This window comes from Bacillus licheniformis DSM 13 = ATCC 14580, assembly GCF_000011645.1.
Taxonomy (GTDB): Bacteria; Bacillota; Bacilli; order Bacillales; family Bacillaceae; genus Bacillus; species Bacillus licheniformis.
The window spans coordinates 2,213,466-2,228,144 of sequence record NC_006270.3 but is presented as its reverse complement, the minus strand read 5'-3'; the positions used below and the strand labels follow the sequence as shown (position 1 = coordinate 2,228,144).

The 14,679-nt window shown below is 45.8% G+C and carries 9 protein-coding genes; 7 read left to right on the top strand and 2 right to left on the bottom strand.

All coding sequences use genetic code 11. The features are described 5' to 3' along the window. Nucleotides 1-23 precede the first annotated feature (23 nt). Complete coding sequence (locus TRNA_RS32745) at nt 24-1,382, bottom strand: MATE family efflux transporter (protein WP_009328059.1); 1,359 nt, start codon at nt 1,380-1,382, stop codon at nt 24-26. 1,131 nt (nt 1,383-2,513) lie between these two features. Between TRNA_RS32745 and TRNA_RS32735 the strand changes: the two genes are divergently transcribed. The 6 genes from TRNA_RS32735 to odhB all read left to right on the top strand — a co-directional run bounded on the left by TRNA_RS32735 (nt 2,514) and on the right by odhB (nt 11,947). Continuing rightward, nucleotides 2,514-3,821, top strand: coding sequence for a LysM peptidoglycan-binding domain-containing protein (locus TRNA_RS32735; protein WP_003182704.1), 1,308 nt, complete (start codon nt 2,514-2,516; stop codon nt 3,819-3,821). A gap of 109 nt (nt 3,822-3,930) precedes the next feature. Continuing rightward, nucleotides 3,931-4,524, top strand: a complete 594-nt coding sequence (locus TRNA_RS32730) for a superoxide dismutase family protein (RefSeq protein WP_003182702.1) — start codon at nt 3,931-3,933, stop codon at nt 4,522-4,524. A gap of 94 nt (nt 4,525-4,618) precedes the next feature. Then, entirely contained in the window at nt 4,619-5,509 is an 891-nt protein-coding gene (locus TRNA_RS32725; RefSeq protein WP_003182700.1) for an ATP-binding protein, read from the top strand. 9 nt (nt 5,510-5,518) lie between these two features. After that, complete coding sequence (locus TRNA_RS32720; protein WP_003182698.1) at nt 5,519-7,432, top strand: nitric oxide reductase activation protein NorD; 1,914 nt, start codon at nt 5,519-5,521, stop codon at nt 7,430-7,432. 385 nt (nt 7,433-7,817) lie between these two features. Further along, complete coding sequence (gene sucA / locus TRNA_RS32715; protein ID WP_003182695.1) at nt 7,818-10,652, top strand: 2-oxoglutarate dehydrogenase E1 component; 2,835 nt, start codon at nt 7,818-7,820, stop codon at nt 10,650-10,652. Between the two features lie 14 nt (nt 10,653-10,666). Next, complete coding sequence (odhB, locus tag TRNA_RS32710) at nt 10,667-11,947, top strand: 2-oxoglutarate dehydrogenase complex dihydrolipoyllysine-residue succinyltransferase (RefSeq protein WP_003182692.1); 1,281 nt, start codon at nt 10,667-10,669, stop codon at nt 11,945-11,947. A gap of 29 nt (nt 11,948-11,976) precedes the next feature. Here the strand turns inward: odhB and TRNA_RS32705 are convergent, their stop codons facing one another. Next, complete coding sequence (locus tag TRNA_RS32705; protein WP_003182690.1) at nt 11,977-12,957, bottom strand: bile acid:sodium symporter family protein; 981 nt, start codon at nt 12,955-12,957, stop codon at nt 11,977-11,979. Between the two features lie 214 nt (nt 12,958-13,171). On the opposite strand from TRNA_RS32705, the gene TRNA_RS32700 reads away from it, so the two are divergent. Continuing rightward, the gene (locus TRNA_RS32700) at nt 13,172-14,512 is read left to right on the top strand and encodes a sodium-dependent transporter (RefSeq protein WP_003182687.1); all 1,341 of its coding nucleotides are present in this window, start codon (nt 13,172-13,174) and stop codon (nt 14,510-14,512) included. The last annotated feature ends 167 nt before the right edge of the window (nt 14,513-14,679 follow it).

Here is a 14,679-nt window from a genome sequence, read left to right as displayed (position 1 = left end):
GGCATTTGAGCCCGGCACCTTTTTTACATGCTTTGAGTGTGAATATAGCGGTTTTGAATGCGTTTGAGCCTGAAGAACAGCCCGACTGCACCGGCCGCTAGCCCCGTGATCAGCCCGATCCAGTATCCGAAAGCTCCGAATGAAGTATACGTTCCGATTACAAAACCGACCGGAAGCCCGATAATCCAATATGAGACGAGAGCTGTGACAAGCGTGTAGTTGACATCTTTATATCCTCTGAGCGCTCCTTGAATCGGCGCGGCAATGGCATCTGACAGCTGAAAAAACAACGCATACAGCAAGAAGTCCTTGGTCAGAAGCAGGACATCCCGGTCAGCCGCGTACAAACCGGCGATCTGCTCTCTGAACAGTAGTATGATGAGTGCGGTGAATAATGAAAAACCGACCGCTATTGAAATGCCGAGATAGCTGTAGGCCCTCGAGTCTTTAAACCGTTTGGCCCCGGCTTCAAAGCCGACGACAATCGTCAGCGTCATCGATACGCTCAATGGAAGCATGTAAAGAAGCGAAGCAAAATTCATTGCCGCCTGATGGGAAGCGATCGTGACCGTGTCAAAGTGGCTCATCAGCAAGGTGACAGCTGCGAATATACTCGTCTCAAAGAAGATGGCGAAACCGATCGGGATGCCGATCTTCAGAAGTTTCATACTTTCAGCAAAAGAAAATGAATAGAATGTTCCAAAAATCCTAAACTGGTGAAACGGCGTCTTTTTATGAACGATGTATAAAGAGATCAGACAAATGCACCAATATGTGATAGCGGAAGCCAAACCGGCTCCTGCTCCTCCAAGCTTTGGAAACCCGAAGTTCCCGAAAATAAACAAATAGTTCAAGACAAAATTAATGGGCAAAGAACAAAGCGTAATCAGCATCGTCACCCGCGTTTTCCCGAGTGAATCAATAAAGCAGCGCATCACATTGTAAACAAACAGCGGCAATATGCCTAGCCCGATGCAGATTAAATATTGCTTTGCGATGACAGCTACCTTCCGTTCAAGATCGAGATTCTCCAGCACCGGATCAATCAGAAAATATCCGGAAACGATGACGGCAAGGCTGATGATTCCGGCCACATAGATCGATTGAATAACAGTATAAGGGACATCCTTTTGCCGCTTGGCACCCATCAGCTGGGCGACCATAGGTGTTACAGCCGTCAAAATGCCGGCAAGCCCAGTATAAACGGGGGTCCATAAACTCGAGCCGATTGCGACGCCGGCGAGGTCGGCGGCGCTGACTTTGCCTGACATCACCGTGTCGAGAACCGTAATGAGCGACAGTCCCGCTTGCGTAATCAAAATCGGAATTAAAATCGTTAAAAACTGTCTTGCTTTCTCCCGCAAATCCTTTGTTTCCCTCATATCAGTTCCCCGTTTCTTTTGGATAACGAGAGAAATTATAACACGTTATGTATAAAATGCAATAAATGTCTGTTCAATCTTTTTTCGTCTGTTTTGTTTTTTTAAACATTTGCACATAAATAAAGGAAAGAGAAAGGATCCCTAAACACGTACATAAATATTGACATATTTTTTGAATGGCCAAGAAGATTCACCTCCATATCTTAAAATGCGCCATAAAAGGAGGAAACATGCATGAAAGCTGCGGTGATAAAACAGAACCCTTTTTTACATGTTTTGATAGTATATTAGATCTATTAATATATATAAATGAGTGAGCATTAAGTTTTATGTTTCTGTATATCGTTATATTAAGATAGGAAATAAGAATCTATAGGTGAAATAGTAAAACGCCGTTCGATCTAAAAAAAAGATACTCCCAATTCCGGATGTTGGCAAAAAAAATGTATGATATAGTCAATTTATGGTTTCGTGGAGGAATTTGTGCTGAAATGTAGAATTGTATAAATGATCCTGATCTTTGCTTTTCGATTAGGCAATAGATGAGGATAGATCGGCGATTTCCGGAAAAATAAAGAATATGAACACGCAGTTTTCACACCCTCAACATGAACGCTGGCTTGCCTACCTGTTTCCGTTTGATCCGAGAGAAAGAGAAATCGGCAGTAAAACGGCACGGAAATCCGCATGTTATGGCGTCTATTCTGGCTGTTTCGGCACATGCAGCATATCTGGTCAACTCCCTTCTCGCTGTTTTCACCATGAACCTCTGATTTTAAAACAACTGATCATCGTATTTCCGAAAACTTGAAACTCAAAACCTTTGCAAAAAAGCATCCGGCACCTCGAGTACACAGAAAAAAGTGTTGATTTTTGTCAATATGTCTATCAGTCTGTATTTTTAATGAGAAATTTGTAAAAAAACAAAAAAGCTATTAAAAAAATATAAAATAGACCGATACAAATCGTGAATTGCATTTTTTGCTTAAGAGTATAAAAGGGGGATTTCGGCCAAAGGCATACATATGGTGATCAGATCACCCGCCTGATCGGCTGGATAAAGTCTTAAGCAATGGCAAATGTAATGGCATACATAGAGAGAACGAAAATGAAACGGGAGGTTAAGAGGTTATGAAGAAGAAGATAGCAGCAGGTTTGGCGGCCTCTGCGGTAGTTGGAACTTCATTGGCGGCGTCACCGGTCGAAGCCCAAACCATCAAGGTGAAAAGCGGAGACTCACTGTGGAAGCTTTCAGCTGAGTACAATACGAGTGTTTCGGCACTTCAATCAGCCAACAATCTTTCATCGACGGTTATTTATGTCGGACAAACTTTAAAAGTTCCGGACGGCAAGTCGAAAAGCAGCTCACAGACAAAATCCGCAAGTTCCAGCTCAAGTTCAAGCGCTGCCAAGTCCACTTACACGGTGAAATTGGGAGATTCCTTGTGGCTGATTGCCAGAGACTACAAAACGACCGTACAAGAGATTAAAAACTTAAACGGGCTGAGCAGCGATATGATTTATCCGGGACAAAAGCTGGTTATTAAAGGAAGCGCAAAAAGCGCCGGTTCCAGCTCTGGATCAAGCTCCAAATCATCCGGCTCATCATCCGGCTCACAAAGTGCAAGCAGTTCAAGCAGCACATACAAAGTCAAATTGGGCGACTCTTTATGGAAAATTGCCAATAGTTTGAATATGACAGTCGCCGAAATTAAAACGCTGAACAACTTGAAGTCGGACACGATCTACCCGAACCAGGTCCTTAAAGTGAAAGGAACAGTTTCCAGCGGAAGCAAACCATCTTCTGGTTCGTCTTCAAGCTCTTCATCAAGTAAAACGAACACAGGCAGCAGTTCAAAAACGACCACTTACACGGTTAAACCGGGCGATTCTCTGTGGAAAATCGCGAATTCGATGAAGGTAACGGTACAGAGCATCAGAGAGGCTAATCAATTAAAAACAGATGTATTGCAAGTCGGCCAGAAGCTTAAAATTTCTGGTGCATCGTCTTCAGGGTCATCTGGCAGCCCATCTTCCAGCTCGCCGAACTCTTCAGTTTCAACCGGCACTTCGACAAGCGCAAAAGTCGAGCGGATGATTGCAGAGGCAGAAAAGCATATCGGCGTGCCTTACAGATGGGGAGGCAACAATCCTTCCGGTTTTGACTGCAGCGGATTCATCTATTACACGTTGAACAAAGTTACATCTGTCTCAAGGCTGAGCGCAGCAGGATACTGGAACATCATGTCGCCAGTCAGCCAGCCTTCAAGAGGTGATTTTGTTTTCTTCTCAACATATAAAGCGGGCCCTTCACACGTCGGCATTTATTTAGGAAACAACAAGTTTATCAATGCCAACGATTCCGGCGTCACCGTGAGCGACATGAACAATTCCTACTGGAAGCAGCGCTATCTCGGCGCAAAACGGTATTCATTTTAAAAAAGCCATTTTATATGGCTTTTTTTTGCGTGGTTTCAGGATGGGAAGGACAGGTTTAATGCCCCTCTTCATTGTCTAAACTGAAAAGAAAAGCGAAGGGGGAAGCTGTTTGAGAACATTACATTACATATTGCTCGCATGTATGTCCGTTTGTTTGGCAGCTGCATGCACACAGCAAAAAGAAATCGAGCAAAAAAATGCCGAACAGGAACATAAAGAAACTTTTGAAACGATGACACAGCCATTAAAAGTACCGCTGATCAAACGCGACGGGACGGAGACCGGTTTTATAGAAGTGTATGAATCTGCTGCAGAAGGCCTTGATATTAGAGTGAGCGCCCATGATCTGCCGCCGGGCATGCTTGCTTTTCATATTCATGAAACGGGCGTTTGCAAAAAGCCTGATTTTGAAAGTGCGGGTGCTCATTTCAATCCTGATCAAAAGGAGCACGGCTTTAACAATCCAAAAGGGCCGCATGCCGGTGATTTGCCGAATATTGAAGTCGGAGCAGACGGCAAAGTCGACGTCATCGTCAATGCGCCGGCAGTCACCCTCGATCAGAAAAGCAGGTTCAGTCTGCTGGATCATGACGGAAGTGCTTTTATTATTCACGAGCATCAGGATGACGATTTGACAAATCCATCAGGTAACTCCGGAGCCCGGATGGTTTGCGGAGCGCTGACGAACAGCGGAAAAAAGTGAATCGGCGCCTGGAAGCCGTTTATATTGAGGGCAGCGCGTCTTTTCTAGTATACTTAAATATAGAAGACGCTTTTAGAAAGGAATTTTACAACACATGAAATATGATCTGCACGAACTAGAGCTGCCTGAAAAGATAAAAGAGCGGCTGATTCAGTCTGCCGCTAAACCTGTTGACGCGGAATACCAATCATTGATTGGGACGCCCGGCTATGAAGCGGAAGACAGCGCCATTCTCTATGACGCGATGATCGCGTTGTCACTCGGAAAAAACGTTTTGTTAAAAGGTCCGACAGGTTCCGGAAAAACAAAACTTGCCGAAACGCTCTCCGCTTATTTTCAAAAACCTATGCACAGTGTCAACTGTTCTGTGGACCTTGATGCAGAGGCGCTTGTCGGTTACAAAACGATTGAAAACACCGGCGGGAACGCCTCTATTGAATTTGTCGAAGGTCCCGTGACAAAAGCAATGAACAACGGCCATTTCCTATATATTGACGAAATCAACATGGCGAAACCGGAAACGCTGCCGATCTTAAACGGGGTGCTGGATTACCGGAAAATGATGACCAATCCGTTTACAGGGGAAGTCGTCAAAGCGAAAGAGGGATTCGGCGTAATTGCAGCAATAAACGAAGGGTATGTCGGAACAGTCCCATTGAACGAAGCGCTGAAAAACCGGTTTGTGATCATCGACGTGCCATACATTAAAGGCGACCTGCTGAAACGGGTGCTTGAAACACAATCCGAACTAAAAAATCAGAAGCTGCTGGACCGGTTTGTCACCCTGTCATCGGATTTAATGACGCAAGCCCACAACGGACAGGTATCTGAAGAGGCTGCTTCCATCAGAGCGCTTCTCGATACTTGCGATCTGTCGACGTATATTCCGCCGCTGCGAGCGATCGAACGGGGCATCGTTGAAAAGCTTGATGATGAACGCGAAAAAGCGGCGGTCCGAAATATTGCCCAAACTTTGTTCGAATGAGGGTTTTTTATGAAGTTTATTAAATTCAATGACAGCAAGATTGACTCTTTGCTATTTATGGAGCTGACAGATCTGGCGAAAACGCTCGCGAAAAGCGATCAGGTTGAAGTGGAGTACGGGGTTCAGTCTTATTACAATCCTTTTGAGAAAAAGATCTACATGAGCCACTTTTGGAAAGACAGGAACCACCGCGATATGGTAGACGGCTTGAAGAGCGATGTATACTTGCGGTCAATCGGCTCCCGCTACAGCTCGATGAAAGACTTTTCCCGCATGCTGGACTCGGCTCGGAAATATCAGTTTAAGAGTTTGGCAAAACAGTTGTTTATGCTTTTTGAGGATATCAGAATTGAAGAGTCCATCAAGAGGGAGCGCCCCGGTACAAAGCAGGTATTTTCAAACCGGAAATCGATGTACCGCAAACACTTTGCGACACAGCTGACGCTGAATCTGGAGCGGAGCATTTTTACAGATGCTTTGTTTTGCGCTGTATATCTTAAGCTGACCGCGGAGTCGCCGCTTGAAGAGATACCGGCTATCCATGAATCGGTCGATCCGATGAAGGGGTTTATAGAAGCCGAGCTCGCCCGCGTATTCGAAGCGCGTTCAACTGCTGACATCGTTTCGTTTGTAAACGGGTTAATGGAAGGTTTTGAAGAAGTGCTCGAAAAAGATATGCTGAATACGTACTTCTTTTTTCCGGAACTTGACTACGAACAAGTTGACGAAGAAGCGCTCTTTCAAGATTTAAAAGCAAAACCGAAGCTGAGCGAGGATCTGACGCTGGAAGAGAAAAGTGCGGGTGACGAGGAAGTTCATGAAGAAGAAATGCCGACTTGGCACAGAGAAACGGAAGCTCCGGCCAAAAGCTTTCTCCAGTTTGATTTGGAGCACGGCGCAAAATCCGATATTTCCGGCGGCGCTTTAAGAGAAGGAGAAGACGGCGACCAAGCGCTCGGGTCTGTTCAAGGAACGGCGAAGCAGACGAAAAGGAAAGACTACTCAAAACTTGAATCGCTTGAATCTGTTCAAGATGAACCGAACGCCGGAACAGCCCAAGCCGGTAAAGAAAACCGCTATGCCTTTTCGGTGATGAAGCCGCCGGAAAAACCTTCGAATGAAGATATATTAGACTACCAGGCTCAAGCCAAAACAATCGAATCATATCAAAAACGGCTCAAACAGATGATTCAAAAAACGCTTGAGCATAAAAAAACACTCCCGAGAACCGATTTGCATGCAGGCAGATTGAACAATAAACTGCTCCGTTACTTTACAGAGCGCAATCCGCGCCTGTTCTATAAAAAGCAGGAGCCGTCAACAGAAATCGACGCCGTTTTCACATTGCTCGTCGACTGTTCGGCAAGCATGCATGACAAAATGGCGGAGACGAAACGGGGCATTGTGCTGTTTCATGAAGCGCTTAAATCAGTTGCTGTCCCTCATCAAATCGTCGGTTTTTGGGAAGATACAAACGATGCGACAGAGACGAGCCAGCCCAACTACTTTCATACGGTCGTTTCTTTTGCGGATTCCTTAAAAGCAGGAGCCGGACCGCACATTATGCAGCTTGAACCGGAGGAAGACAACCGGGACGGATATGCGATCAGACAGATGACGAAGATGCTTGTTCAAAGAAGCGAAGCTCAGAAGTTCCTGATCGTCTTTTCAGATGGAGAGCCGGCCGCATTCGATTATGAGCAAAACGGGATCGTCGATACACATGAAGCGGTGATGGAAGCGCGGAAACGAAATATCGAAGTCATCAATGTATTTTTATCAAACAGCGAAATTGAAGAATCGCAAATGAAGACGATACAGGACATGTACGGAAAGTACAGCCTTTTTGTCCCAGACGTCGATCAGCTTCCCGATGTTCTGTACCCGCTTTTAAAAAAGCTGTTGAACAAAAGTATAGGATAGATATGACAGATGGCAGCAATACTCGCGGCCATCTGTTTTTTATCGTGAAAACACAGTGAAATAACGAAATTTTTATTATTTTTATCAACTTAATTTTTTAAGGAGCACATCCGGATGTTAAAAAATAGACGGCCAGGGGAAATATGTGAATAAATAAAGATCAGGTCCTGAAAGAAAGGGATCTGAAAGTTCGAAATTATAAATTTTTTTATTTTTCAAGACGATTTTTTAATTTTATTTGAACAATCTGTGTAGAAACAAATGAGAAACAGTGGTAAAATGTACGTGGAAGCGTTTTTATTACATATTTCTGGGCGCAAGGTTCAGAAGATATATTAAGATAGTGAATCATTCACTTGATTATTAGGTTGGGGGTAATGTTCAAATGTTTCAAAATAGTATGAAACAAAGAATGACTTGGGAAGAATTTCACGGTCCGAACCTCGGCTATGTGCTGGAGCTTTACGATCAGTACGTCAAGGATCCAGAAAGCTTGGATGCTGATTTAAAAGAGATGTTTGACGAACTTGGAGCTCCCCCGGGCGATATTAGGGCCGCCTCTCAAAAAAACGAAGAGGCAGATTTCACGGCTGGATCTATTCAAAAAATCGCATCAGCGGTAAAACTTGCAGAAGATATTAGAACCTATGGCCATTTAAACGCTTCCGTCAATCCACTGAGAAAAACACAAGAGAAACAGGAGCTTTTTCCTCTTGCTGAGTACGGGTTAACTGAGCAGGATGTGAAAAAAATCCCGGCGTCTGTCATATGCAAAGATGCCCCTAAAGAAGTAACGAACGGTTTAGAAGCCATCCAGTACTTAAGAAACACATACAAAAAATCGATTTCTTTTGAATTTGACCATGTGCACATTTTTGAAGAGCGCAACTGGCTGATGAAAAAGATCGAATCCGGGGAATTATTCACCCCGAAATCGAAAGAAAAACTGGTAGAAGTTTTAAGAAGGCTTACAGAAGTGGAAAGCCTTGAACAGTTTCTCCACAAAACCTTTGTCGGGCAAAAACGCTTTTCAATAGAAGGACTTGATGCGCTTGTGCCCATGCTGGATGATATTATCGCCAAGTCCGTTTCGGCAGGTACGACAAACGTCAATATCGGAATGGCGCACAGGGGCCGCCTGAATGTTCTTGCGCATGTGCTCGGAAAACCTTATGAAATCATTTTTTCTGAATTCCAGCATGCGCCGAACAAAGATCTCGTTCCGTCGGAAGGTTCGACCGGGATCAATTACGGCTGGACGGGCGACGTAAAATACCACCTCGGCGCCAACCGCCAGATTCAGGATGAGCATACGAAAACGGCGCGCATTGCGCTCGCGAACAATCCGAGCCACCTTGAGTTCATCGATCCGATCGTTGAGGGATCGACAAGAGCCGCCCAGGAAACGAGAACGGAGAGCGGCTATCCGGTTCAAGACGTCAAAAAATCGATGGCGATTCTGATTCACGGCGATGCGGCATTCCCAGGGGAAGGCATTGTCGCGGAAACGCTGAATTTAAGCCAGCTTAAAGGGTATCAAGTGGGCGGAGCGATTCACATTATCGCCAATAACATGATCGGCTTTACGACGGAAAGCAATGAGTCAAGATCGACGAAATATGCAAGCGACCTTGCGAAAGGTTTTGAAATTCCGATCGTCCACGTCAATGCTGATGATCCCGAAGCATGTCTTTCAGCGGTTCAGCTCGCTGTTGAATACCGCATGACTTTCAACAAAGACTTTTTGATCGATCTGATCGGCTACCGCCGTTTTGGCCACAATGAAATGGATGAGCCGTCCGCAACGCAGCCGATGCTGTATGATGCGGTCAGAAAGCATCCGACCGTCAAAAACATCTTTGCTGAAAAGCTGATTCATAAAGGGATCGTCGATAAAGAAACCGTCGGCAAAATCAAGGACGCTGTCCAGAAGCGTTTAGAAGAAGCCTATCGCAAAGTGCCGGCCAAAAAGGAAGACATGACGCATGAAATCGTACTTCCAGAGCCGGTCTCCAACGGTTTTCCTGATGTTGACACATCGGTTGATTTTGAAACTTTGCGCAAAATCAATCAGGAGCTTGTTTCATGGCCGGAAAACTTCAACGTTTTCGATAAGCTAAAACGAATCCTTGAAAGGCGCGCCAAAGCTTTCGAAGATGACCGAAAAGTCGACTGGTCGCTTGCAGAGGCGATGGCGTTTGCGTCGATTTTGAAAGACGGTACGCCGCTAAGGCTGACCGGGCAGGATTCAGAACGCGGCACATTCGCACACCGCAACCTTGTCCTTCACGACAGCAAGACAGGGGACGAATTCATCGCGCTGCATCACCTTGCCGATACGAAAGCGTCATTTGCGGTTCACAACAGCCCGCTTTCTGAAGGGTCCGTCCTCGGCTTCGAATACGGCTATAACGTGTCTTCGCCGGAAACGATGGTGATCTGGGAAGCGCAGTTTGGAGATTTTGCAAATGCGGCGCAAGTTTACTTTGACCAGTTCATTTCTGCAGGAAGAGCGAAGTGGGGTCAAAAATCAGGGCTGGTTGTTCTCTTGCCGCACGGCTATGAAGGGCAGGGGCCTGAGCATTCAAGCGGAAGAACAGAGCGATTCCTTCAATTGGCGGCGGAAAACAACTGGACTGTCGCCAACCTGACGAGCGCTGCCCAATACTTTCATATTTTAAGAAGGCAGGCGAAGATGCTCCTTCGCGAGGAGATCCGCCCGCTGATCATCATGACGCCGAAAAGCCTGCTGAGAAATCCGAATACCGTGTCAGAAGTGCAGGAGCTCAGTAACAGCAGCTTTAAGCCGGTCTATGAAATGTCAGGACTTTCCCATCAATATGACAAAGTGACGCGCCTCGTCCTTTCAAGCGGCAAAGTTTCGATTGACATCAGCGACCATTTCAATAAAATGGAAGGTGAAAAGGATTGGCTGCACATTGCACGGGTTGAAGAGCTGTATCCTTTCCCTGCAAAGCATATTAAAGCGATCTTCAGCAAACTTCCGAATTTGGAGGAGATCGTCTGGGTACAGGAAGAACCGCAAAATATGGGCGCATGGAACTATATCGAGCCTTATTTAAGAGAGGTAGCTCCAAAGGACGTGAAGGTCCGCTATATTGGCAGAAGAAGACGTTCAAGTCCGGCAGAAGGGGATCCGACGGTTCATAAAAAGGAACAGGAACGCATTGTATCTGATAGCTTGACTCGCAAAAATTAAGGGGGAACTATAAAATGGCGGAAATTAAAGTACCTGAATTAGCGGAATCAATTTCAGAAGGAACGATAGCCCAATGGCTGAAACAACCGGGAGATTATGTAGAGCAAGGGGAATTCCTGCTTGAGCTGGAGACTGATAAAGTCAACGTGGAATTGACGGCAGAGCAGTCCGGCGTTCTTCAGGAAGTGCTGAAAGATTCCGGTGACACGGTTCAGGTCGGCGAAATAATCGGAACGATTTCAGAAGGCGAAGGAGAAGGAGGCAAATCAACGGCTCCGCAAGCTGACGCTCAAGAAAGCGCCGGCGCTTCGGAAGAGAAAGCAGCCTCGTCTGAAAAGACAGCCGAACCTCGCGAAGGTGCGAGCGATGAGGCGGATACAGCCAAAACAAGAACTATCGCTTCTCCGGCTGCCCGAAAGCTCGCCCGGGAAAAAGGCATCGATTTATCGGAAATCCCTACCGGTGATCCGCTCGGAAGGGTCAGAAAACAGGATGTTGAATCTTATCAAAAGAACGAGCAGCCGCCAAAAGCTCAGCCTGAACCAAAACGCGCAACACAGGCGCCGGCCGCTAAACAAACCGAAGATGCTGGTAAACCTGTAGAGCGTCAAAGAATGTCCCGCCGGAGACAGACGATCGCCAAACGCCTCGTTGAAGTTCAGCACACCGCCGCTATGCTGACGACATTCAACGAAGTGGACATGACGGCGGTCATGAACTTAAGGAAGCGCCGAAAAGATCAATTCCTGGAGCAGCATGACGTGAAGCTCGGATTCATGTCATTCTTTACAAAAGCTGTTGTCGCCGCGCTGAAAAAATATCCGCTCCTCAACGCGGAAATTCAAGGCGACGAGCTTGTGATCAAAAAATTCTATGACATCGGAATCGCTGTTGCTGCGCCGGATGGCCTCGTCGTACCGGTCGTGCGCGATGCGGACCGCAAAACCTTTGCCGATATTGAAAGGGATATCGGAGAGCTTGCGAAGAAAGCGAGAAACAACAAATTGTCGCTCAACGAGCTTCAAGGCGGGTCCTTTACGATCACAAACGGAGGAACGTTCGGTTCATTGTTATCGACTCCGATTTTGAACAGCCCGCAAGTTGGTATTTTGGGCATGCACAAAATCCAGCTGCGTCCTGTAGCAATTGATGAAGAGCGCTTTGAAAACCGCCCGATGATGTACATTGCATTATCGTATGACCACCGGATCGTCGACGGAAAAGAAGCGGTCGGCTTCCTGGTTACGATTAAAAATCTGCTTGAAGATCCTGAACAGCTTCTGTTGGAAGGTTAATCATAAAAAAGCTTTGGCCGTAAGTACGGTCAAAGCTTTTTATTTATCATTTGCGGGGCAGGAGAATGATTGTCATTCTTCTGTTTATTTGTTTTTTTGGCCCAGTATGTCGCAAGCCATGAACCTGAAAGATTATGCCAGACGCTGAACACAGCGCTCGGAACAGCTGAAAGCGGGGAGAAGTGCGCCGTCGCCAATGCCGCGCCGAGACCCGAATTCTGCATGCCGACCTCAATGGACACGGCTTTTTGCGACGCATAATCCATTTTAAAGCACTTTGCCAAAACAAAGCCGAGGAAAAGTCCGAGGCCATTATGAAGAACAACTACCGCAAAAATCAGCAGCCCTGATTGAATAATGTTTTCCCGATTGCCTCCGACGACTGCGGAGACGATGGCGACGATGCCGAGAACGGAGACAAGCGGGAGCACCTGTACAGCTTTTTTCACTTGTTTTTTAAAGAAAAATTGAACGATCAGCCCGGCGATAATCGGGAGCAGCACCGCCTGTAAAATCGACACGAACAGAGAGCCCGGAGATACCGGAAGCCATTCCTTCGCGAAAAATAAAATGAGAAACGGCGTTAAAAAAGGGGCAAGCAGTGTGGAAAGCGTTGTGATCGCCACAGACAGGGCGATATTCCCCTTTGCCAGAAATGTCATGACGTTTGATGCTGTTCCCCCGGGGCAGCATCCCACTAATATAACCCCCACTGCTATTTCGGGGGGGAGAGCGAGTCCATAGGCCAGTCCAAAAGCGAGCAACGGCATCACCGTATATTGAATCAGCACACCGATCAGCACATGCAGGGGACGTCTCAGCAGCTCTTTAAAATCGTCCGCTGACAATGTCAATCCCATGCCAAACATAATCACGCCAAGCAGAATCGTAATATAAGGGACGATCCAAGTGAACTGCGACGGAAAGGCAAAGCCGAGAATCGCAAATAGAATCACCCAAATGGCGAACGTTTTTCCTGCAAATTGACTGATTTTGATCAAATAACTCATAAGTCCAGCTCCTCACATCTGTAGAAAATGTAACATTCTCTTATTATAATTAATATTCTGAATAATTCAATACTAGTAAAATAAAGAATTATTTAACATAATATTATTATGTAAACTGAAAGAAATGTTTGAAAACCTTGACGAATTCGTTTATGCTTTTTAAAATGATAGTTTGTAGCCATGTGCAATTAGACCGAGAAGAAGAGGTGCTTAAGTGGAAAATAAACAAAATATATGGTCATCAAAGCTTGGATTTATCTTAGCTTCGGCCGGTTCGGCAATCGGGCTCGGCGCGATATGGAAGTTTCCTTATGTTGCCGGAACAAGCGGCGGCGGAGCATTTTTACTTATGTTTATTCTTTTTACTTTATTGATTGGGCTTCCTTTATTAATGGCGGAGTTCATTATCGGCAGAAAGACTCAAAAAGATGCGGTTGAATCCTATAAGGAGCTTGCTCCCGGCTCGCTCTGGCACTGGGTTGGGCGCCTCGGCATTATCACGTGTTTCATTCTGCTGTCTTTCTATAGTGTTGTCGGCGGCTGGATCATCATTTATATTGTCAAAGGGCTGACCGGTGAACTGTCAAGAAGTACGGATTATGCCGGTCTTTTCGGGGAGACGATTGCAAATCCGTATCTCGTTCTAGGGAGCCAGTTTGCATTTATCATCATAACGATCCTTGTTGTTGCAAAAGGAGTCAGAAGCGGAATAGAAAAGGCGAGCAAGTTTATGATGCCTGCTCTGTTCATTATTTTTCTGCTTTTGATCGTTCGTTCGCTCACACTTCCCGGTTCAATGGAGGGCTTGGAGTTTTTCTTAAAACCTGATCTTTCACATATCAAAGCCGAAACGGTGCTGTTTGCGCTTGGACAATCCTTTTTCTCGCTAAGCGTCGGTGTTTCCGTGATGGTAACGTACAGCTCTTATTTATCGAAAAAAGAAAACCTTGTACAGTCAGCCGTATCAGTGACATTGCTCAATGTATCTGTAGCGATTCTTGCCGGGTTTGCGATTTTTCCGGCCGTTTTTTCATTCGGATTATCTCCTGATGCCGGCCCGATGCTGTTATTTAATGTGCTGCCGTCAGTCTTTCATAAGATGCCTTTAGGAATCATCTTTTTATTGGCGTTTCTGCTCTTATTTTTATTTGCTACACTGACGTCTGCATTTTCAATGCTTGAAATCCTTGTTTCTTCCTTGTCAAAAGGGGATCCTAAGAAAAGACAGGCTTTCGCTTGGGCGGGAGGAATTGCGATTTTCCTATTCGGTATTCCTTCAGCATTGTCATACGGCGTGCTTCAGGATGTGTCGATTTTTAATCTATCCATTTTTGATGCGGCGGATTATCTTGTCAGCAATATATTAATGCCGCTCGGCGCTTTGCTAATTGCCGTTTTCGTGCCGCTCAAAATTCCGAAAGACGAGCTTTTTGCCGAATTGAAAGAAGGCTCTAAAATCAGCAGAAAATGGTTTGCAGCCTGGCTTCTGCTGATCCGCTACGCAGCTCCAATCGTCATTATTGTCGTCTTTTTGGATGCTATCGGGGTATTTTAAGAATAAATTGTTTTTAAAAGGCCGGACCATCCGGCCTTTTTTCATGCAGACAGTTGCGTGTCGCTTAGGTCAGCCGCACTTTCATTTCTCGGCGGTATAACCGGCAAGGAAGTGTGTGATGAAAGGGGGGAGAGGAAGGGAAAAAGCGGTTGTTTTTCTGGTCAGAA

Excerpts from the sequence above, each read along its gene's own strand:
- TRNA_RS32745 (WP_009328059.1), bottom strand. The coding sequence starts at position 1,382 with ATGAGGGAAACAAAGGATTTGCGGGAGAAAGCAAGACAGTTTTTAACG.
- TRNA_RS32735 (WP_003182704.1), top strand. The coding sequence starts at position 2,514 with ATGAAGAAGAAGATAGCAGCAGGTTTGGCGGCCTCTGCGGTAGTTGGA.
- TRNA_RS32725 (WP_003182700.1), top strand. The coding sequence starts at position 4,619 with ATGAAATATGATCTGCACGAACTAGAGCTGCCTGAAAAGATAAAAGAG.
- TRNA_RS32720 (WP_003182698.1), top strand. The coding sequence starts at position 5,519 with ATGAAGTTTATTAAATTCAATGACAGCAAGATTGACTCTTTGCTATTT.
- sucA (WP_003182695.1), top strand. The coding sequence starts at position 7,818 with ATGTTTCAAAATAGTATGAAACAAAGAATGACTTGGGAAGAATTTCAC.
- odhB (WP_003182692.1), top strand. The coding sequence starts at position 10,667 with ATGGCGGAAATTAAAGTACCTGAATTAGCGGAATCAATTTCAGAAGGA.
- TRNA_RS32705 (WP_003182690.1), bottom strand. The coding sequence starts at position 12,957 with ATGAGTTATTTGATCAAAATCAGTCAATTTGCAGGAAAAACGTTCGCC.